The sequence below is a fragment of the Enterobacter sp. T1-1 genome (assembly GCF_000710795.1).
Taxonomy (GTDB): Bacteria; Pseudomonadota; Gammaproteobacteria; order Enterobacterales; family Enterobacteriaceae; genus Enterobacter; species Enterobacter cloacae.
The window spans coordinates 25936-47427 of the sequence record NZ_JALW01000045.1; the positions used below are offsets into that span (position 1 = coordinate 25936).

General features: G+C 57.0%; 19 protein-coding genes. 16 read left to right on the forward strand and 3 right to left on the reverse strand.

All coding sequences use genetic code 11. The features are described 5' to 3' along the window. The first annotated feature begins 10 nt into the window (after positions 1 to 10). Genes AK59_RS0115055 through AK59_RS0115085 form a run of 7 tightly spaced genes read left to right on the forward strand, consistent with a single transcriptional unit; the run spans position 11 to position 7279 of the window. The gene (locus AK59_RS0115055) at positions 11 to 1267 is read left to right on the forward strand and encodes an MFS transporter (RefSeq protein WP_029883145.1); all 1257 of its coding nucleotides are present in this window, start codon (positions 11 to 13) and stop codon (positions 1265 to 1267) included. Positions 1268 to 1277: 10 nt separating this feature from the next. After that, entirely contained in the window at positions 1278 to 1808 is a 531-nt protein-coding gene (locus tag AK59_RS0115060; protein WP_013098646.1) for a cupin domain-containing protein, read from the forward strand. A 9-nt stretch (positions 1809 to 1817) separates the two neighbouring features. Further along, positions 1818 to 2588, forward strand: a complete 771-nt coding sequence (locus AK59_RS0115065) for an alpha/beta fold hydrolase (protein ID WP_029883146.1) — start codon at positions 1818 to 1820, stop codon at positions 2586 to 2588. Then, positions 2572 to 3366 (forward strand): SDR family oxidoreductase, encoded by a 795-nt coding sequence (locus tag AK59_RS0115070; protein ID WP_020687070.1) that lies wholly within the window; start codon positions 2572 to 2574, stop codon positions 3364 to 3366. The genes AK59_RS0115065 and AK59_RS0115070 overlap by 17 nt, the downstream gene beginning before the upstream one ends. Before the next feature lie 9 nt (positions 3367 to 3375). Then, complete coding sequence (locus AK59_RS0115075; RefSeq protein WP_029883147.1) at positions 3376 to 4146, forward strand: aspartate dehydrogenase; 771 nt, start codon at positions 3376 to 3378, stop codon at positions 4144 to 4146. 9 nt (positions 4147 to 4155) lie between these two features. Next, positions 4156 to 5625: an aldehyde dehydrogenase gene (locus tag AK59_RS0115080; RefSeq protein WP_023621588.1), complete on the forward strand. Its 1470-nt coding sequence runs from the start codon at positions 4156 to 4158 to the stop codon at positions 5623 to 5625. 13 nt (positions 5626 to 5638) lie between these two features. Beyond that, positions 5639 to 7279 carry a thiamine pyrophosphate-binding protein gene (locus AK59_RS0115085; RefSeq protein WP_029883148.1) on the forward strand — a complete coding sequence of 547 codons (1641 nt, stop codon included), beginning with the start codon at positions 5639 to 5641 and terminating at the stop codon, positions 7277 to 7279. 91 nt (positions 7280 to 7370) lie between these two features. Here the strand turns inward: AK59_RS0115085 and AK59_RS0115090 are convergent, their stop codons facing one another. Both AK59_RS0115090 and AK59_RS0115095 read right to left on the reverse strand, forming a co-directional pair. Continuing rightward, positions 7371 to 8639: an OprD family outer membrane porin gene (locus AK59_RS0115090; RefSeq protein ID WP_013098639.1), complete on the reverse strand. Its 1269-nt coding sequence runs from the start codon at positions 8637 to 8639 to the stop codon at positions 7371 to 7373. Positions 8640 to 8849: 210 nt separating this feature from the next. Next, a complete protein-coding gene (locus tag AK59_RS0115095) occupies positions 8850 to 9608 on the reverse strand; it encodes a M48 family metallopeptidase (protein ID WP_013098638.1) in 759 nt (252 codons plus the stop codon). A 272-nt stretch (positions 9609 to 9880) separates the two neighbouring features. Between AK59_RS0115095 and tkt the strand changes: the two genes are divergently transcribed. The 7 genes from tkt to AK59_RS0115130 all read left to right on the forward strand — a co-directional run bounded on the left by tkt (position 9881) and on the right by AK59_RS0115130 (position 18256). Next, the gene (tkt, locus tag AK59_RS0115100) at positions 9881 to 11872 is read left to right on the forward strand and encodes a transketolase (protein ID WP_029883149.1); all 1992 of its coding nucleotides are present in this window, start codon (positions 9881 to 9883) and stop codon (positions 11870 to 11872) included. A gap of 326 nt (positions 11873 to 12198) precedes the next feature. Then, positions 12199 to 13218, forward strand: coding sequence for an erythrose-4-phosphate dehydrogenase (gene epd / locus AK59_RS0115105; protein ID WP_014833195.1), 1020 nt, complete (start codon positions 12199 to 12201; stop codon positions 13216 to 13218). A 49-nt stretch (positions 13219 to 13267) separates the two neighbouring features. After that, on the forward strand, positions 13268 to 14431 hold the full coding sequence (gene pgk / locus AK59_RS0115110) for a phosphoglycerate kinase (protein WP_013098635.1): 1164 nt from the start codon (positions 13268 to 13270) through the stop codon (positions 14429 to 14431). Positions 14432 to 14522: 91 nt separating this feature from the next. Further along, positions 14523 to 15602: a class II fructose-bisphosphate aldolase gene (fbaA, locus tag AK59_RS0115115; RefSeq protein WP_029883150.1), complete on the forward strand. Its 1080-nt coding sequence runs from the start codon at positions 14523 to 14525 to the stop codon at positions 15600 to 15602. 185 nt (positions 15603 to 15787) lie between these two features. Continuing rightward, on the forward strand, positions 15788 to 16642 hold the full coding sequence (locus AK59_RS0115120) for a small-conductance mechanosensitive channel MscS (RefSeq protein ID WP_013098633.1): 855 nt from the start codon (positions 15788 to 15790) through the stop codon (positions 16640 to 16642). A 145-nt stretch (positions 16643 to 16787) separates the two neighbouring features. Then, positions 16788 to 17423, forward strand: a complete 636-nt coding sequence (gene argO, locus AK59_RS0115125) for an arginine exporter ArgO (RefSeq protein ID WP_013098632.1) — start codon at positions 16788 to 16790, stop codon at positions 17421 to 17423. A 92-nt stretch (positions 17424 to 17515) separates the two neighbouring features. Next, on the forward strand, positions 17516 to 18256 hold the full coding sequence (locus AK59_RS0115130; RefSeq protein WP_013098631.1) for an oxidative stress defense protein: 741 nt from the start codon (positions 17516 to 17518) through the stop codon (positions 18254 to 18256). Between the two features lie 48 nt (positions 18257 to 18304). Here the strand turns inward: AK59_RS0115130 and argP are convergent, their stop codons facing one another. Then, a complete protein-coding gene (argP, locus tag AK59_RS0115135) occupies positions 18305 to 19198 on the reverse strand; it encodes a DNA-binding transcriptional regulator ArgP (RefSeq protein WP_008499727.1) in 894 nt (297 codons plus the stop codon). A gap of 127 nt (positions 19199 to 19325) precedes the next feature. Between argP and rpiA the strand changes: the two genes are divergently transcribed. Both rpiA and serA read left to right on the forward strand, forming a co-directional pair. Continuing rightward, positions 19326 to 19985 carry a ribose-5-phosphate isomerase RpiA gene (gene rpiA, locus AK59_RS0115140; RefSeq protein WP_013098630.1) on the forward strand — a complete coding sequence of 220 codons (660 nt, stop codon included), beginning with the start codon at positions 19326 to 19328 and terminating at the stop codon, positions 19983 to 19985. A gap of 268 nt (positions 19986 to 20253) precedes the next feature. Beyond that, complete coding sequence (gene serA / locus AK59_RS0115145; RefSeq protein WP_014885150.1) at positions 20254 to 21486, forward strand: phosphoglycerate dehydrogenase; 1233 nt, start codon at positions 20254 to 20256, stop codon at positions 21484 to 21486. Positions 21487 to 21492 lie beyond the last annotated feature (6 nt).

The following is a 21492-nucleotide window of genomic DNA, read 5'->3' on the forward strand; positions in this document are numbered from 1 at the left end:
AGGGGGAGACATGACCACATTAGACACTAACACCGCGCCCGTTGAGGCGAGCGGTGAGGGGACCCGCACGCCTGAAAAAGCGGTGCGCTGGGCCATCCCGCTGTCGCTGCTGGCCTGCGTGCTGCTGGCGTTTTTCGACAAAATCAGCATTGCCGCACTGTTTTCTGACGGCCACTTCCAGCAGGCGATGGGCATCGATTTTGACACCACGCGCCTCGGCATTCTGATGAGCGCCTTCCTGTTGAGCTACGGCTTTTCATCGGTCTTTCTCAGTGGGCTGGGGGACAAAATCGCCCCGCTGCGCCTGCTCACCGGGATGATGGTGGTGTGGTGCGTGCTGATGGTGGCGATGGGCTTTACCCATAACTACGCGCTGATGATCGTGCTGCGCATTCTGCTGGGCGTGGCGGAGGGGCCGCTGTTCCCGCTGGCCTTCGCCATTGTGCGCCACAACTTCCCACAGCATCTGCAGGCGCGCGCCACCATGCTGTGGCTGCTGGGCACGCCGGTAGGGGCGGCGATTGGCTTCCCGCTCTCACTCTGGCTGCTGAACACCTTCGGCTGGCAGAGCACCTTCTTCGTGATGGCGATGCTGACCGTACCGGTGCTGATCTTCGTGCGCGTCGGTCTGCGCGGGATCCGTCTGGAGGCGAAAAGCGATACGTCACAGACCTCCCGGGACGAACGCCGTGCTGCACGGCGCGAGCTGTTTGTCAGCCCGCACTTCTGGATCATCTGCATCTTTAACATCGCTTTCCTGACCTACCTGTGGGGCATTAACGGCTGGCTGCCGGGCTACCTGATCAAGGGGAAGGGCATTCATCTGGAGCATGCGGGCTGGCTGTCGTCGATGCCGTTCATCGCCATGCTGGCGGGGGAAGTGATTGGCGCATGGCTCTCTGACCGGGTCGATAAGCGCGCAGCGGCCTGCTTCATCTCCATGGCGGGGGCCGCTGTCGGGCTCACGGCCGTAATGCACCTCGATACCCCGCTGACCATCATTGCGGCGATGAGCTTCAGCACATTCATGTGGGGCACCGGGGCACCCAACATTTTCGCCCTGCTGGCAAAGGCCACCCATCCACGGGTGAGCGCCACGGCGGGCGGCATTTTCAACGGGCTGGGAAACTTTGCGGGCGCGCTGTCGCCAGCGGTGATGGGCGCGCTTATCGCCTTCACCCACAGCATGGATTCCGGGCTGATTTTTCTGGCGGTGATGGCGGCGGTGGGCTGCGTCCTGTTACTGCCGCTGCTGAGACGTTACTGAGGAGAGTGTCATGACTGATTCAACCGTAACCAACCCATCTGGCATCAAACCTGACCACCTGACGATGGAAGAGTGGGTCGAGTCCCGTATTGCGCGCTTTGAGGGCCGTAAATACGACTGGAACGCGCTGAAGTTCCAGGCCGATTTTGACCCGAAATACCGCCGCGCGCAGATGCGCTATATCGGCACCGGCGCTACCGGCGTGGCGAGCGACACCAACACCGTACAGGCGGAGCATTTTACCTTTTCCACCATGGTACTGCCGTCGAAGTGCGAAGGGCCGCTGCACCTGCACGACGATGTGGAAGAGGTGTTCTTCATGCTCAAAGGGCAGATCACGCTGATGATCCAGGACGGCGATAACTACACCGAAACCGTGCTGCGCGAGCGTGACCTGATCTCCGTGCCGCCGGGGATCTATCGCGGGCTGTTTAACCACGGCGAAGAAGAGGCGCTGATGTGCGTCATGCTGGGCACCAACAAGCCGGAAATTCCGACCTACCCGGCGGACCATCCGCTCTCGAAAGTGAAGCGGAACTAAGGGGGCATGATGACGGGTTTTCGTGAACAGGGAAGCGGCATTCCGCTGATGCTGCTGCACGGGATCAGCTCTGGCGCAGCCTCCTGGCACAAGCAGATGGCGCTGAACGGTTTTCGCGTGCTGGCGTGGGACATGCCCGGTTATGGCGAAAGCCCGATGCTGGCCGCGGAACGGGCGAACGCGGGGGATTACGCCGACGCGCTGGCGGCGATGCTTGACCGGGCTGGCGTGTGGCAGGCGGTGCTGGTGGGCCATTCACTCGGGGCACTGGTTGCCAGCGCCTTTGCGGCGAAATATCCGGATCGTGTGCTGCATCTGGTGCTGGCGGACGCCGCGCAAGGTTACGGCCAGGCCGCGCCGGAGCAGCGCGAGCAGGTCTGGCGCAGTCGCGAGCAGCAGATGGCACTCGGCGGCGAAATCCTCGCGCAGACCCGCGCCGCAAAACTGCTGCGTCCCGGCGCGCGTGAAGAGGATATCGCCACCGTGGCAGCGGGCATGCGCAGGCTTCGCCCCGAGGGCTACCTCGCCGCCGCGTGGATGCTGGCGCACGACGATATTCATGGCTGGCTGAAGCGCTATTCAGGCAACTTTGAAGTGTGGTGCGGCGAGCAGGATGCGATCACGCAACCCGAGCTGGTGCAGGGGCTGGCGCTGCGCTACGGCATGCCGTTTATCGCCATTGCCCAGGCGGGACATGCCAGCTATCTCGATAACGACGCCTTTTTTAACCAACAGCTTTTACGTATTAACGAAGAGGTGCGCGATGAATGCACAAATTGACGGACGCGTAGCGGTCGTCACCGGCGGTTCTTCTGGTATTGGCTTTGAAACGCTACGCCTGCTGCTGGGCGAGGGGGCAAAAGTGGCCTTCTGTGGCCGCGATCCGGATCGCCTCGCCAGCGCCCATGCCGCGCTGCATAACGAATACCCCGACGGGGAGGTTTTCTCTTATCGCTGCGACGTGCTGAACGCTGACGAGATGCAGGCCTTCGCGGATGCCGTTCAGGTGCGCTTTGGTGCCGTGGACATGCTGATCAACAACGCCGGGCAGGGATACGTGGCGCACTTCCATGACACCCCGCGCGAGGCGTGGCTGCATGAAGCTGAACTCAAACTGTTTGGCGTGATCAACCCGGTGCAGGCGTTTCAGCCTTTGCTGGAGCAGTCCGATATCGCTTCCATCACCTGCGTGAACTCCCTGCTGGCGCTGCAGCCGGAGGAGCACATGATTGCCACCTCTGCCGCCCGCGCTGCGCTGTTGAATATGACGCTGACGCTCTCAAAAGAGCTGGTGGGCAAAGGCATCCGCGTGAATTCGATATTGCTTGGCATGGTGGAGTCCGGGCAGTGGCAGCGTCGCTTTGAAAACCGGACAGACAAAAGCCAGAGCTGGCCGGAGTGGACGGCGGAGATCGCCCGCAAACGCGGTATTCCGATGGCGCGCCTCGGCAAGCCGCAGGAGCCCGCGCAGGCGCTGCTGTTCCTCGCCTCGCCGCTGGCTTCGTTTACCACCGGTGCGGCACTGGACGTTTCCGGCGGCTTTTGCCGCCATCTGTAAGGACACATCATGAAAAAGATTATGTTGATTGGTTTTGGCGCCATGGCGCAGGCGGTGATTGAGCGCCTGCCCGCTGGCGTGGCTATCGGCTGGATTGTGGCGCGCGAGGCCCATCATGCGGCGATTCACGCGCAGTTTGGTGATGCGGTAGTGGCATTGACCTCACCGCTGGAATGCGCGCAAACGCCCGACCTGGTGCTGGAGTGCGCCAGCCAGCAGGCGGTAGCGCAGTACGGTGAGGATATTTTACGTCGCGGCTGGCATCTGGCGGTTATTTCGACCGGCGCACTGGCGGACAGCGCGCTCGAACAGCGCCTGCTCAACGCCGGCGGCAGACTGACGCTGCTCTCCGGGGCGGTAGCCGGTATCGACGGGCTGGCGGCGGCGAAAGAGGGCGGGCTGGCGCGCGTGACCTACCAGTCGCGTAAAAGCCCGGCCAGCTGGCGCGGCAGCTATGCCGAGCAGCTTATCGATCTTAATTCGGTATCTGCTGCGCAGGTCTTTTTTGAAGGCAGCGCCCGCGAGGCGGCACGACTGTTTCCGGCCAACGCCAACGTGGCGGCCACCGTGGCACTCGGCGGCGTGGGAATGGACGACACGCGCGTACAGCTGATGGTCGACCCGTCAACGAAACGTAACACCCACACGCTGCACGTTGAAGGCGCGTTTGGTGAATTCCATCTGGAGCTAAGCGGCCTGCCGCTTGCCTCTAACCCGAAAACCTCCACCCTGGCGGCACTCAGCGCGGTACGCGCCTGCCGCGAGCTGGCCATGAGCTGAGGAGTGACGATGGACGATCTGAAGATATTTATCGGCGGCCAGTGGCGACACGGTGGCGGCAACCCGATGCAGAGCTATTTCCCGGCAGACGGGTCGATCAACGCGACGTTGAATGCGGCCAGTCCCGACGATCTGCATGACGCGATCGAGGCCGGCGAGCGCGCGTGGCGCGATCCCGCCTGGCGCCACAGCCTGCCGCATACACGGGCGAAGATCCTGCACAAGGTGGCAGATCTCATTGAATCCCGCGTCGACGAGCTGGCGCAGATGCAGAGCCGCGATAACGGCAAGCCGCTGGCGGAGGCCCGCGGGCTGGTAATAAGCGCGGCGGGAACGGCGCGCTACTTTGCCGCCGCCTGCGAGCTGCTGGAAGGGGAACTTCCGACGCCGCGCCAGCCGGATTTACTGACCCTGAGCCGCTATGAGCCGCTCGGCGTGGTGGCGGCCATCACGCCGTGGAACTCGCCGATTGCCAGCGAGATGCAGAAGGTCGCTCCGGCCATTGCCGCGGGTAACGCGGTGATCCTCAAGCCCGCCGAAGCCACGCCGCTGATGGCGCTGGAGCTGGCGCGGATATTTGAACAGGCCGGGCTGCCCGCCGGGCTGCTGAGCGTGCTACCGGGCAAAGGCTCGGTGATTGGCGACGCGCTGGCACGCCACCCTAAGGTACGCAAAATTTCCTTTACCGGCGGTACCACCACGGGCCGTCACCTGGCCCACGTGGCGGCGGAAAAACTGATCCCGGCATCGCTGGAGCTGGGCGGAAAATCGCCGACTATCGTGCTGGAGGATGCGGATATCGAGCAGGCCGCGCGCGGGATCTGCTACGGCATTTTCAGCTCGGCGGGGCAGGCGTGCATCGCCGGTTCACGGCTGTTTATCCACGAGAGCCTTTACGCCCCGCTGATGGCGCGGCTGCTGGAGTTAACCCGCGGTCTGCGCGTCGGACATCCGTTTACCGACGGTGTCCACGTTGGGCCGCTGATCAATGAAAAACATCGTCAGAGCGTACAGGCGTACGTTGAGCTGGCAAAGCGTGAAGGGGGCCGCGTGCTGTGCGGTGGGGAGATCCCGGCCGATCCCACGCTGGCAAGCGGCAGCTTCTTCCTGCCAACGATTATCGAAGGGCTGAGCAACAGCGCCCGTGTCTGCCAGGAGGAGATCTTTGGCCCGGTGCTGGTGGCGATGCCGTTTCGCGATGAAACCTCGCTTATCCGCGAGGCCAACGACTCGGTTTACGGCCTGGCCGCCGGGATCTGGACACGCGATACCGGACGCGCGCTGCGCTTAAGCGAACAGCTTGAGGCCGGCACGGTGTGGATCAACACCTACAAAGTGTTTGCGATTTCGACCCCGTTCGGGGGCTTTAAAGAGAGCGGTCTGGGCCGCGAGAAGGGCATTCAGGGGCTGAAAGCCTGGATGCAGCAAAAGAGCATTTATCTGGCGACGGGTAACAGCGTCAACCACTGGTGCGACTGAGAAAGGGTGAGCAATGAGCGAAATGATAACCGTCGGCGACGCCATCGCCAGAACGCTGGAGCAGTATCAGGTTGAGGCCATCTACGGCGTCATCTCCATTCACAACCTGCCCATCGCGGATGCAGTAGGGCAGCGCGGCAACATCCGCTTTGTACCGGCACGCGGCGAAGCGGGGTCTGTCACCATGGCTGATGCCCATGGACGTTTTTCCGGCCTTGGCGTGGCGCTGACCAGCACCGGCGCGGGCGCGGGTAACGCCGTAGGCGCGCTGGTGGAGGCGATGAACGCCTGCACGCCGCTGCTGCACCTGACCGGGCAGGTAGAAAAAGCCTGGCTGGATGCCGACACCGGGTTTATCCATGAAACCCGCGACCAGCTGACTTTCCTGAAGGCCAGCTCAAAACGGGCGTATCGCATCAGCAACGCCAGTCAGGCGATAGCGATTTTGCATAAAGCGATTCAGGAGGCGCAGACGCCGCCGTGCGGGCCGGTCTCCGTGGAGATCCCGATTGATATTCAGGGGGCGAAAATTCCGCTGTCGCTGGTGACCGCTCCGGTGAAACCGGCGTCGGTTTCGCCGGTAGATGTCGGGAGTGTTAATGCGCTTTGGGCGCAACTCAAGCAGGCGAAACAGCCGCTGCTGTGGCTGGGTGGCGGTGCGCTGGGCTGCGCGGACGCAGTGAAAAAGCTGGCGGATGCAGGTATCACCGTGATCTCCAGTACTCACGCGCGCGGCGTGCTGCCGGACAGCCATCGCGCCAGCCTGCGGGCATTCCACAACTCGCCATCGGTTGAAGCGCTGATCGCGCAGTGTGACTTTACGCTGATCGCCGGTTCACGTCTGCGCAGCAATGAGACCCGTTCATGGACGCTCGAGCTGCCTTCTCCGCGCGTACAGATCGATATCGACCCGGCGGCGGCAAGCCGTAACTATCTGATGGATAACACGCTGGTAGCCGACTGCTCAGCGTTGCTGAGCGCGCTGGCTGAAAAAGCACAGGGGCGTGAATGGGGGAATGCTCAGTGGGATGGTCTGGTTCAGGAGGCGGTGACACAGGCAGAACGTGGGCTGCGTGAACAGTGCGGCGTCTATGCGCAACTCAACGATGCCATAGAGAAAGCGCTACCTGAAGATGGTCTGCTGGTGCGCGATATTACCGTTTCCGGTAGCTTGTGGGGCAGCCGACTGTTCCGCGCCAGGGGGCCGCTGATGAATATTCACTCTCTGGCCGGGGCAATTGGCATGGGCCTGCCGATGGCGATTGGCACCGCGATTGCCAACCCACAGCGCAAAGTGGTGGGGTTGGTGGGGGACGGCGGTCTGAGCCTGAATCTGGGCGAACTGGCGACACTGGCGCAGGAGAAGGCCAACGTGACGTTGCTTATCATGAATGACGGCGGCTACGGCGTTATGCGCGGTATACAGGACAAGTATTTCGGTGGCCGTCAGTACTATAACGAGCTGCATACGCCGGACTTTACCCTGTTGTCACAGGCGATTGGCCTGCAGGCATGGAGCGTTGAGCGGGCAGAGGATTTTGATGCGGTGATGACGGAAGCGCTGGCGATGCCGGGACCGTCGGTAGTGGAAGTGCGGATGGGACAAATTGGCGCGCTGAAGTTTGCCGGGCCGCCGCAGAAGACGCTTTACTAGCTGTTTTTCCCTCACCCCGGCCCTCTCCCAAAGGGAGAGGGTGATGGCGTTCCCTCTCCCTTTGGGAGAGGGGTAGGGTGAGGGGACAAACTCAGAACACGTTAAACGGGTATTCCACATAAGCGCGGATCTCATCCCCGCCCACGTTGTAATCGCTGGCGTTGCTGGAGACGCGCAGTACGGAATAACGCAGTTTCAGCTTCAGATCTTTCGCCGGGCCGTCCTGCACCTGATACTGGATCTGGTTAAACCATTCATGCTCTTTGCCGTTACTGGTTTCAGCGGTTTTAATGTTGTCGCCACGCACGTAGGCGGTGGTCCAGCTCAGACCCGGCAAACCGAGACCACCAAAGTCCAGCCCGTAAGACGCCTGCCATGAACGTTCGTCTTCACCATTAAAATCAGACCAGTAGGAGTTCGCCAGCCAGATGGTGTTGCCGCCGTCACCAACACCGCCCTGGTCGCGGTAGCCGCCATAGTTGTAGCCGGTGCTTCCGCTGCTCTGCTGGTACGCCACTTTGAACGTATGGATATCCCAGATGTAGCTCGCCGCCAGGCTCCAGATGGTGTTGCTGCGGCCCGTGTCGAGGCTGTCTGCGTAGCCCTGATCCAGACGCGAGTTGTAGCCGTTAAAATCGAGTACCAGCTGCTGGCCAGTGCTGAACGGCTGTTTGAAATTCATGCCCAGATATTGCTTGTTCATCACCTCTTCATTATGGGAGGCGTACAGCGCGCCGCTGAACTGGTCATTGAACTGGTAGCTCGCCCCGCCGAAGGAGAAGCCCTTGAGGCCGCTGTCGTGGCGATCGTCACTTTTACGCTGCTCGTCGGTGAAATAACCGGCGTTGATTTCCAGACCGTCGATCTCTTTAGAAGTCAGCATGGTGCCGGTGTAGCTTTCAAACAGCAGGCGGGAGCTGTCGGCGTTAATGATTGGCAGCTCGGGACGCTGATTACCGTAGCTGAGTACGGTATTCGAGATGCGCATTTTGGCAGTCGCGCCAAATTTCGCCAGATCGGATTTTGCGCGTCCGTCGTCTTCCTGTTTAAAGAAGTCAATGCCACCTGCGCCGCTCTTACCGCGGCCACCGTCCAGACGCACGCCATACTGCGCAATGCCGTCCACGCCAAAGCCAACCACTCCTTCGGTATAACCTGATTCAAAGGTGGCGATGATACCCTGACCCCATTCTGCTTTATCCTGCTGGCCCTGATGATAATCACGGCTGATATACGCATTGCGTAAAAACAGATCTAAATGGCTGTCATTAATAAAACCCTGGCTGTCTGATTGTTGGCTTGCAACGGCAGGTAATGTGACAAATATGCTTAACGCAACTAACGATAATTCTTTTTTCACGGAGGGAACGTCTCTGTCTTAATATATTAATTTGAATTACTGCGGATTCGATAATTACCCGAAAAGTAACCGATTGCAATAATTATGTGACCAGGCATTTCAATGGTGAAGGGCAGGTGTGACGGGGCTTTTGTGGGTGTTACCGATATGTGCGGTTAAGTTAGCAATTCATGCGAAATAAAAAGGAGGCAAATTTGCCTCCTTCCAAAATTATTTAATTCCGTCTGCGGCCATACGGTCGCGAATATGTTGTGCACGCGCTTCTGAGGCCGGGTGATCATCAAACATGGAGCTTTGACGTCCGGCTTCCAGTTTAGCCAGCTTTTCAAAACTGGTGGCTAAACCTGCTGGATTGATACCGCGTTTGCGCAACAGATCGTAGGAGTAGTCATCCGCTTCGGACTCCTGACGTTGAGAGAACTGGGAGTTAACCAGCTTTTCGCCCACATCGCCAAGCTGTGACTGGGACAGGCTGCCCACAATACCGCCCGCAGAAGCCGCCGCCGCGCGGATGGCGTTAGTGCCTAAGGCGACCTGCATCCCTTTCTTCACGTGGCCGAGGGCAACGTGGCCCATTTCATGGCCGATCACCGCTTCCACTTCGTTGTCGGTCATCATGTCCATTAACCCGCTGTAAACGCGGATACAGCCGTTCGCCATGGCAAAGGCGTTCACGTCTTTCGCGACGTACACTTTATAGTTCACCGGCTGACCGTTAATGTTATCGCCAAGCGCAGAGGCAATTTTATTCAGACGCTGCGTGTAGGGACTGTTGGCCGGGGCAATCGTAGCCTTTCCATCCATATCTTTACAGGCCTGGTCGCTCAGGGCTTTAACCTGCGCGTCGCTCAGGGAATAGGCCTGAAAAGCTTCTGCGCCTGAGGACATCAGGCCGTTAGAATCCATATTCTGACAACCGCTCAGCAGGAACGTTGTACCCAGGGCCAGCACTAATGCACGCATTTTCATGAGGTTGCTTCCGTACTCGTTAATCTGAATAAAATCCGAAAAGTACACCGACAGCGAAGCCGGGGTCGGGCTAAGTATAAGGAATATCGACGGGCCCGGGCGAGCAGATTGCGCAACATGCGAGCATGATCCAGAGATTTCTTAAGCGGCAAAAGAATGCTCCATGTACATGGCATGCCGCTTGGGTTACATTGTTGGCACTTTTTTCCGGCGTAGCCCAAAACGCGCTGTCGTCAAGGGCATGGCCTTTAACAGTCCGATCTGGAGTTAAAATGTCCTCACGTAAAGAGCTTGCTAATGCTATTCGTGCGCTGAGCATGGACGCAGTACAGAAAGCCAAATCTGGCCACCCAGGGGCCCCTATGGGTATGGCTGATATCGCCGAAGTCCTGTGGCGTGATTTCCTGAACCACAACCCGCAGAACCCGGCATGGGCTGACCGCGACCGTTTCGTGCTGTCTAACGGCCACGGCTCAATGCTGATCTACAGCCTGCTGCACCTCACTGGCTACGATCTGCCTATCGAAGAGCTGAAAAACTTCCGTCAGCTGCACTCCAAAACTCCGGGTCACCCGGAAGTGGGTTACACCGCAGGTGTTGAAACCACGACCGGCCCACTGGGTCAGGGTATTGCGAACGCGGTGGGTATGGCGATTGCTGAGAAGACCCTGGCGGCGCAGTTCAACCGTCCTGGTCACGACATTGTTGACCACTTCACCTACGCGTTCATGGGCGACGGCTGCATGATGGAAGGCATTTCTCACGAAGTGTGTTCCCTGGCAGGTACCCTGAAGCTGGGCAAACTGGTTGCGTTCTACGACGACAACGGTATCTCCATCGACGGTCATGTTGAAGGCTGGTTCACTGATGACACTGCGGCACGTTTCGAAGCCTACGGCTGGCACGTTGTGCGTGGCGTTGATGGCCACGATGCTGACTCGATTAAACGTGCAGTAGAAGAAGCGCGTGCGGTCACTGACAAACCATCCCTGCTGATGTGCAAAACCATCATCGGCTTCGGTTCTCCGAACAAAGCGGGCACCCACGATTCCCACGGTGCGCCACTGGGCGACGCGGAAATCGCGCTGACCCGTGAAGCGTTGGGCTGGAAACACCCTGCATTCGAAATCCCATCTGAAATCTATGCCCAGTGGGATGCCAAAGAAGCGGGTCAGGCGAAAGAAGCGGCCTGGAACGACAAGTTCGCGGCTTACGCTAAAGCCTTCCCACAGGAAGCGGCTGAATTCACCCGTCGTATGAAAGGTGAAATGCCGTCTGACTTCGACACAAAAGCGAACGAGTTCATCGCTAAGCTGCAGGCGAACCCATCTAAAATCGCCAGCCGTAAAGCGTCTCAGAATGCGATCGAAGCGTTCGGTCCATGGCTTCCAGAATTCCTCGGCGGCTCCGCTGACCTGGCACCGTCTAACCTGACCCTGTGGTCTGGCTCTAAGCCAATCAACGAAGATGCGGCCGGTAACTACATCCATTATGGTGTACGTGAATTCGGTATGACCGCTATCGCGAACGGTATCTCCCTGCACGGTGGTTTCCTGCCGTACACCTCTACCTTCCTGATGTTCGTGGAATATGCCCGTAACGCCGTGCGTATGGCTGCGCTGATGAAACAGCGTCAGGTGATGGTTTATACCCACGACTCCATTGGTCTGGGCGAAGATGGTCCAACTCACCAGCCGGTAGAGCAGGTTGCTTCTCTGCGTGTCACCCCGAACATGAGCACATGGCGTCCATGTGACCAGGTGGAATCTGCAGTGGCATGGAAATACGGCGTTGAGCGTCAGGACGGTCCAACCGCGCTGATCCTCTCCCGTCAGAACCTGGCGCAGCAGGATCGTACCGAAGAGCAGCTGGCGAACATCGCCCGCGGTGGCTACGTGCTGAAGGATTGCGCGGGACAGCCAGAGCTGATCTTCATCGCAACCGGTTCTGAAGTTGAGCTGGCTGTTGCAGCCTGGGACAAACTGACTGCCGAAGGCGTTAAAGCGCGCGTGGTTTCCATGCCGTCTACCGATGCGTTCGACAAGCAGGATGCTGCTTACCGTGAATCCGTACTGCCTAAAGCCGTTTCCGCACGCGTGGCGGTTGAAGCGGGTATCGCTGACTACTGGTTCAAATACGTGGGCCTGAACGGTGCTATCGTCGGTATGACCACCTTCGGTGAATCTGCTCCGGCAGAGCAGCTGTTCGAAGAGTTCGGCTTCACCGTTGAGAACGTTGTCGCTAAGGCGAAAGAACTGCTGTAATTGCCGTTTTGCCCGGTGGCGCTTACGCTTACCGGGCCTACAAATGGCTCGAAAGTAGGCCGGGTAAGCGCTAGCGCGCCACCCGGCTTTTTTGTAAGCATTATTCCACCTAAAATGTGACGCAAGTCATATAGCTCGCTTATTCATCTGGACAGACATTCCTTTTATTCCCCGATTCGCTTATTCTTGCTGAAGCGTTTCAGTCGATTAAATGTTCGACAATTGACCAATCAATCGCAGTTTGTGATAGCAAAGATTCCCCTTCGGGCGTAGCTGGATTACTCTTTCAGCCACCTCGAACTCAGGGATAGCTTTGCAGGAGATCTATGACCGTACGCGTAGCGATTAATGGCTTCGGTCGCATCGGGCGCAACGTGGTTCGTGCTTTATATGAATCCGGGCGTCGGGCGGAAATTACCGTGGTGGCAATCAATGAACTGGCGGATGCTGCGGGCATGGCGCATTTATTGAAATATGACACCAGCCACGGACGCTTTGCCTGGGACGTGCGCCAGGAAAGGGATCAGCTGTTTGTCGGTGACGATACGATCCGCGTACTGCATGAGCGCAGTATTGCCGCGCTACCGTGGCGTGAACTGGGTGTGGATGTGGTGCTTGACTGTACCGGCGTATATGGCAACCGCGAACACGGCGAAGCGCATCTCACCGCCGGCGCGAAAAAAGTCCTGTTCTCTCATCCCGGCAGTAACGACCTCGACGCAACGGTCGTTTTCGGCGTCAATCAGCATGAGCTGCAAGCCGAACACCGTATTGTCTCCAACGCCTCCTGTACCACCAACTGCATTATTCCGGTCATTAAACTGTTAGACGATGCATATGGCATTGAATCCGGCACCGTGACCACGATTCACTCCGCCATGCACGATCAGCAGGTCATCGACGCCTACCACCCGGATTTACGACGCACGCGTGCTGCGAGCCAGTCAATCATCCCGGTGGACACAAAACTGGCTGCCGGGATCACCCGAATTTTCCCGCAGTTTAATGACCGTTTTGAAGCGATTGCCGTGCGTGTACCGACGATAAACGTCACCGCAATTGACCTCAGCGTGACGGTAAAAAAACCGGTAAAAGCCTGTGAAGTCAACCTGTTGCTGCAAAAAGCGGCACAGGGGGCATTTCATGGTATAGTTGACTATACGGAATTACCGTTGGTCTCAGTGGATTTTAACCACGACCCGCACAGCGCCATTGTTGATGGCACGCAAACGCGCGTCAGTGGCGCACACCTTATCAAGACGCTGGTCTGGTGTGATAACGAATGGGGCTTTGCTAACCGAATGCTCGACACCACGTTAGCAATGGCCGCTAAAGGTTTCAGGTAAGACGCATCGTGCGTCTGCAAAACTTTAAGAATCAACGAGAGGATTCACCATGTCTGTAATTAAGATGACCGATCTGGATCTGGCTGGTAAACGCGTTTTCATCCGTGCGGATCTGAACGTGCCAGTTAAAGATGGCAAAGTGACCAGTGACGCGCGTATCCGTGCATCTCTGCCAACCATCGAACTGGCTCTGAAGCAGGGTGCGAAAGTGATGGTGACCTCCCACCTGGGTCGTCCAACTGAAGGCGAGTACAACGAAGAGTTCTCTCTGCTGCCGGTTGTTAATTACCTGAAAGACAAACTGTCCAGCCCGGTTCGCCTGGTGAAAGATTACCTGGATGGCGTGGAAGTGGCTGCCGGTGAGCTGGTGGTGCTGGAAAACGTTCGCTTCAACAAAGGCGAGAAGAAAGACGACGAAGCACTCTCCAAAAAATACGCGGCGCTGTGCGACGTATTCGTAATGGATGCATTCGGTACTGCACACCGTGCGCAGGCGTCTACCCACGGTATCGGTAAATTCGCAGACGTTGCGTGCGCTGGTCCTCTGCTGGCTGCGGAACTGGATGCGCTGGGTAAAGCACTGAAAGAGCCTGCTCGTCCAATGGTTGCCATCGTGGGTGGTTCTAAAGTTTCTACCAAACTGACAGTTCTGGATTCCCTGTCTAAAATCGCTGACCAGCTGATCGTTGGCGGTGGTATCGCGAACACCTTCGTTGCCGCTCAGGGCCACAACGTGGGTAAATCCCTGTATGAAGCAGACCTGGTTGACGAAGCCAAACGCCTGCTGGGTACCTGTGATATCCCGGTTCCGACCGATGTTCGCGTTGCCACTGAGTTCTCCGAAACGGCGACTGCTACCCTGAAATCTGTAAACGACATCAAAGATGAAGAGCAGATTCTGGACCTGGGCGACGTTTCTGCACAGAAACTGGCTGAAATCCTGAAAAACGCAAAAACTATCCTGTGGAACGGTCCTGTTGGCGTGTTCGAATTCCCGAACTTCCGTAAAGGGACTGAAATTGTTGCTAACGCTATCGCAGACAGCGAAGCATTCTCTATCGCAGGCGGTGGTGACACCCTGGCAGCAATCGACTTGTTCGGTATCGCTGACAAAATCTCCTACATCTCCACTGGTGGCGGCGCATTCCTCGAATTCGTGGAAGGCAAAGTTCTGCCAGCAGTAGCAATGCTCGAAGAGCGCGCTAAGAAGTAAGCCATTCAAGGGCAGGGAAACCTGCCCAATTTTCAGCGCGCTTTAAGAGCTCGCACCTTTTCTAACGGCCGAAGATACAGGACTAAGCAACATGTCTAAAATTTTTGATTTCGTAAAACCTGGCGTGATCACTGGTGATGACGTTCAGAAAGTGTTCCAGGTAGCTAAAGAAAACAACTTTGCTCTGCCAGCAGTTAACTGCGTGGGTACTGACTCCATCAACGCCGTACTGGAAACCGCTGCAAAAGTTAAAGCACCGGTTATCGTACAGTTCTCTAACGGCGGCGCTGCGTTCATCGCAGGTAAAGGCGTGAAAACTGACATTCCTCAGGGTGCTGCAATCCTGGGCGCTATCTCTGGTGCGCACCACGTACACCAGATGGCTGAACACTACGGTGTTCCAGTTATCCTGCACACTGACCACTGCGCGAAGAAACTGCTGCCGTGGATCGACGGTCTGCTGGACGCGGGTGAAAAACACTTCGCGGCTACCGGTAAGCCACTGTTCTCTTCTCACATGATCGACCTGTCTGAAGAGTCTCTGGAAGAGAACATCGAGATCTGCTCCAAATACCTGGCGCGCATGTCCAAAATGGGCATGACCCTGGAAATCGAACTGGGTTGCACCGGCGGTGAAGAAGACGGCGTGGACAACAGCCACATGGACGCTTCTGCTCTGTACACTCAGCCAGAAGACGTTGATTACGCTTACACCGAGCTGAGCAAAATCAGCCCACGCTTCACCATTGCAGCGTCCTTCGGTAACGTACACGGCGTTTACAAACCAGGTAACGTGGTTCTGACCCCAACCATCCTGCGTGACTCTCAGGAATACGTGTCCAGGAAACACAACCTGCCGCACAACAGCCTGAACTTCGTCTTCCACGGCGGTTCCGGTTCTTCTGCTCAGGAAATCAAAGACTCCGTAAGCTACGGCGTAGTGAAAATGAACATCGATACCGACACCCAGTGGGCAACCTGGGACGGTATCCTGCAGTACTACAAAGCGAACGAAGCTTACCTGCAGGGCCAGCTGGGCAACCCGAAAGGCGAAGACCAGCCGAACAAGAAATACTACGATCCACGCGTATGGCTGCGCGCAGCGCAGACGTCCATGGTGACCCGTCTGGAGCAGGCATTCAAAGAGCTGAACGCGATCGACGTTCTGTAATTTGAGCTGCTGACAGCATCAGGAGGCCCGCAAACGCGGGCCTTTTTTTATGCTTTTTCAAGACCCTGTCAGACCGGTTTTTGTGATCTGTTTGGCAAAACTTGCGCTTTTTGTTTACCCTTTACGGACCTGCCTGTCTCCATGAGGGATGGATTTGTGTTTTGGTTTAACAAAAGGAAGAATAAATGGAACAACTCGATGTTGTAGACAGCATCAATAACGCCGGTAACTGGCTGGTGCGCAACCAGGCGCTGCTGCTGAGCTACGCCGTGAATATCGTCGCGGCGATTGCCATCATCATCGTCGGGATGATCGTGGCGCGTATTGTATCGAATGCGGTCAACCGGGTGATGGTAGCGCGACACATTGACGCTACGGTGGCTGACTTTCTCTCTGCGCTGGTGCGCTATGGCATCATCGCGTTTACGCTGATTGCTGCACTGGGGCGCGTGGGGGTACAAACGGCATCGGTGATCGCCGTGCTTGGTGCCGCGGGTCTGGCTATTGGTCTGGCGTTACAGGGCTCGCTCTCGAACCTGGCGGCAGGCGTACTGCTGGTCACCTTCCGTCCATTCCGTTCCGGTGAGTATGTTGATCTGGGCGGCATTGCCGGTACCGTACTGCAGGTACAAATTTTCTCTACCACTCTGCGTACCGTTGACGGGCGTATCGTGGTGGTCCCGAACGGGAAAATCATCGCGGGCAACATTATTAACTTTTCTCGCGAGCCGGTGCGCCGTAACGAGTTAATTATCAGCGTGGCGTATGATTCCGATATTGATCAGGTGAAATCGCTGATTGCTAACATCATCGCCTCCGACGATCGCATTCTGAAGGACAAAGAGCAGACCGTGCGCCTGCACGAGCTGGGTGCTTCCTCTATAAACTTCGTGGTGCGTATCTGGAGCAAAAGCAGCGATCTGCAAAACGTGTACTGGGACGTGCTGGAGCGCATTAAGCGCGAGTTTGACGCTAACGGCATCAGCTTCCCGTATCCGCAGATGGACGTAAACGTCAAAAAAGTAAAAGAAGCCGAATAACGTCTCCCGTAGGCCCGGTAAGCGCTAGCGCCACCGGGCTTTTATTTTATTAGCTATGCTAATACCCAATTAATATTATCAATTTCCTCTAATGTTCTTCTCGCAGTATAGTCTGCTCCAAAGACAATTCTGCGAGATAAATGTCATGTTATCGTATTATTTTCAGGGGCTTGCGTTAGGCGCAGCCATGATCCTTCCCCTCGGTCCGCAAAATGCGTTTGTCATGAACCAGGGGATTCGCCGCCAGTATCATCTGATGATTGCCCTGCTGTGCGCGGTAAGCGATTTACTGCTGATTTGTGCCGGGATTTTTGGCGGGAGTGCGCTGCTGATGCAGTCACCCTGGCTGCTGGCGCTGGTGACCTGGGGCGGGGTCGCCTTCCTGCTGTGGTACGGATTCGGTGCGTTAAAAACGGCAATGAGCAGTAACCTGGAGCTGGCGAGCGCCGAAGTGATGAAGCAGGGGCGCTGGAAGATCATCGTCACCATGCTGGCGGTAACGTGGCTTAACCCGCACGTCTATCTCGACACGTTTGTGGTGCTCGGGAGCCTGGGTGGGCAACTGGACGTTGAGCCGAAGCGCTGGTTTGCCCTGGGCACGGTGAGCGCCTCCTTCCTCTGGTTCTTTGGCCTCGCCATTCTGGCGGCGTGGCTGGCACCCCGTTTGCGTACCGCCAAAGCCCAGCGGATCATCAACACGCTGGTGGGCGTGGTGATGTGGGTCATTGCCTTTCAGCTGGCGAAAGAGGGGATTCATCATGTTCAGGGATTGTTCAACTAAGCGTTGTCTTATGGACAACTGAGCAGGACCCGCTAAGCTTGCTGGCATGCGCCCTGTTGTTAGGGCACTCTTCGCAACATGGAGGAATGACAGTGAAGTTTAACGTGATGGCCCTGGCGGCATTAGTAAGTTTGGGTGCGGTGTCTGTTCAGGCGAATGAATTGCCAAATGGTCCGCACATCGTCACTTCCGGCACCGCCAGCGTGGATGCGGTACCGGATGTTGCGACGCTGGCAATTGAAGTCAACGTGGCCGCGAAGGATGCCGCTTCCGCCAAGAAGCAGGCTGACGATCGTGTTGCGCAATATCTCTCTTTCCTGGAGCAGAACGGTGTTGCCAAAAAAGACATCAGCTCTGCGAACCTGCGTACTCAGCCCGATTACGACTACCAGAACGGCAAAAGTATCCTGAAAGGCTATCGCGCGGTGCGTAGCGTTGAGGTGACCGTCCGCCAGCTGGATAAGCTGAACTCCCTTCTGGATGGCGCGCTGAAGGCGGGTCTGAACGAAATTCGTTCCGTCTCACTGGGCGTTGCGCAACCGGAGAAATACAAAGACGAAGCGCGTAAAGCGGCAATTGACGATGCGATGCATCAGGCGCAGCAGCTGGCCGCTGGCTTTAAGAGTAAGCTCGGCCCGGTGTATAGCGTGCGTTACCACGTCTCTAACTATCAGCCAAGCCCGATGGTACGGATGATGAAAGCCGATGCGGCGCCGGTATCTGCTCAGGAAAGTTATGAGCAGCCGACCATTCAGTTCGACGATCAGGTTGATGTGGTGTTCCAGCTGGAGCCGACGCAAACTCAGCAAACTGAGACGGCTAAGGCGCAGTAATTTGCCCTGACCCTAACCCTCTCCCTGTGGGAGAGGGAATTCAAGCGATTAATCCTGTCTCAACACCTTGTGCCCGTATGCCAGCAGCGCGTCGGTGACGTTGCGCATCATGCGGCTTTCCGGCGCAAAACGGTGCCAGTAAAGCATCCGGCGCTGATACAGCCCCGGCGTCAAATCAATCAGCTCACCGCTTTTCAACTCCTTTTCAATCTGCAGGTGCGGGATCATGCAGCAGGTGGTTCCCTGACGCGCAAGCTGCACGAAGGCCTCAGACGAGTTCACGATGTGGCACGGCACGCTGCCCGGTGGCAGGTCAAAGTTTTGTTGCAGGAAAGCCTGATGCATATCGTCCAGATGGTCGAACGCCACGGCAGGTGCCTTAAGCAGCGCGGCGCGGGTGACGCCATTGGGGAAGTAGCGCTCCGCAAAGGCTTTTGAACCGACAAACAGGTAATCCAGCGCGCCCAGTTGATCGACCAGGCAGCTTGGCAGTGCCTGAGGCTGAATACTGACCGCCCCGACCACTTCACCGCGACGCAGGCGTTCCTGGGTGCGGGTTTCATCTTCAACCTGCAGATTAAGACGGATAGGGGAATCGGCCAGGACCGGGGCGAGGGCGGGCAGCAGCCAGGTTGCCAGACTGTCGGCGTTGACCGCCAGCGACAGCAGCAACGGCGTAGAACCCGTTTGTTCATCACCCAGCCATTCGTCTTCCAGCAGTTCAACCTGACGCAGCAGGGCGAGGAGCTTTTGTCCTTGCTCTGTTGGACGCGGTGGCACGGTACGCACCAGCAGTGGCTGCCCGAACATGTTTTCAAGCTGTTTGATACGCTGCGATACGGCGGACTGAGTAATACACAGCTTTTGCGCTGCGCGCTCAAAACCGCGTTCACGAATAACTGCATCAAGTGCCTGTAGTGTTCTGTAGTCCGGACGTTTCATTGCTCTGGCTTACTCCTTAATTTTGCTTAATCTGCACTATGACACAATTTTCCCTTTGTGGCAGACGAATTCCACCTCACGTGTTCTATAATGCGCCCTAAGTTTTCATACCACAGGCAAAACGATCATGACGCAGGATGAACTGAAAAAAGCAGTAGGATGGGCCGCGCTCCAGTACGTGCAACCGGGTACTATCGTCGGTGTGGGTACGGGATCGACGGCGGCACACTTTATCGATGCGCTGGGCACGATGAAGGGGCAAATCGAGGGCGCGGTTTCGAGCTCCGATGCTTCCACGGAAAAGCTGAAAAGCCTCGGCATTACCGTTTTCGATCTGAACGAAGTGGACCGTCTGGGGATCTACGTTGATGGCGCGGATGAAATCAACGGGCATATGCAGATGATCAAAGGCGGCGGCGCAGCGCTGACGCGTGAAAAGATCATCGCCTCCGTGGCCGATAAATTTATCTGTATCGCGGATGCATCCAAGCAGGTTGATATTCTGGGTAAATTCCCGTTGCCGGTTGAAGTGATCCCAATGGCGCGCAGCGCCGTGGCACGTGAGCTGGTAAAACTCGGCGGACGTCCTGAATACCGTCAGGGTGTGGTCACCGATAACGGCAACGTGATCCTCGACGTTCATGGCCTGGAAATTCTCGACGCGATCGCGCTCGAAAACGCCATCAACGGCATTCCGGGCGTGGTAACAGTAGGGTTATTCGCCAACCGTGGCGCGGATGTTGCGCTGATCGGCACGGCTGATGGCGTGAAAACCATCGTAAAATGATCTGACGGGGGGAGTCCTCCCCCCGCTAAAAAAATTTTGAAAAGCTAAATTCGGTGACTTGTGTCACGTTTTTTGCCCCTCTCTTGCTGAACCTTCCGCATTCACAAATATTTACAGCATTTTACTCTGCTATTTTGCACTGTATGACTTTTCTTCAGAGTGCCGACGCAAACGTTCATATTGCTGCAATAGTTTTTTTTGATATGTTGGCTAAGCGGATTTCAATCCAGCACAACATCAGTTCAGACAAAAAAACAGGGTCGGGTAAATGGCAAAGGTATCACTGGAGAAAGACAAGATTAAATTCCTGCTAGTAGAAGGCGTGCATCAAAAAGCACTTGATAGCCTTCGCGCGGCAGGTTACACCAACATCGAATTTCACAAAGGCGCGCTGGATACTGAAGAGCTGAAAGCGTCCATCCGTGATGCCCATTTCATTGGCCTGCGATCCCGTACCCAACTGACTGAAGACGTTATTGCTGCGGCGGAAAAGCTGGTGGCGATCGGCTGTTTCTGCATCGGTACCAACCAGGTTGACCTGAATGCTGCCGCAAAACGCGGTATCCCGGTCTTTAACGCCCCGTTCTCCAACACCCGTTCCGTGGCGGAGCTGGTGATTGGCGAACTGCTGCTGCTGCTGCGCGGTATTCCGGAAGCCAACGCCAAAGCCCACCGCGGCGTGTGGAACAAACTGGCCGCGGGCTCTTATGAAGCGCGCGGTAAAAAACTGGGTATCATCGGTTACGGCCACATTGGTACCCAACTGGGTATCCTGGCTGAATCCCTGGGCATGCATGTTTACTTCTACGACATTGAAAGCAAACTGCCGCTGGGGAACGCCACTCAGGTTCAACATCTTTCAGACCTGCTGAACATGAGCGACGTGGTAAGCCTGCATGTGCCGGAAAACGCCTCAACCAAAAATATGATGGGCGCGGAAGAGCTGGCGCTGATGAAGCCAGGTTCCCTGCTGATCAACGCCGCACGCGGTACGGTTGTCGACATTCCCGCGCTGTGCGATGCCCTGAAGCGTAAGCATCTGGCGGGGGCGGCTATCGACGTCTTCCCGACGGAGCCTGCAACCAACAGCGATCCATTTAACTCTCCGCTGTGCGAGTTCGACAACGTGATCCTGACGCCACACATCGGTGGCTCTACTCAGGAAGCGCAGGAAAATATCGGTCTGGAAGTGGCGGGTAAACTGAGTAAATACTCCGATAACGGTTCAACGCTCTCTGCCGTTAACTTCCCGGAAGTGTCGCTGCCGCTGCACGGTGGCCGTCGTCTGCTGCATATTCACGAAAACCGTCCGGGCGTGCTGACCGCCATCAACCAGATCTTTGCCGAGCAGAGCGTCAACATTGCCGCGCAGTATCTGCAAACTAACTCGCAGATGGGCTATGTGGTTATTGATATCGAAGCAGATGAAGATGTGGCCGAGAAAGCGCTGCAGAGCATGAAGGCCATTCCGGGGACGATTCGCGCGCGTCTGCTGTACTGAGGGTGT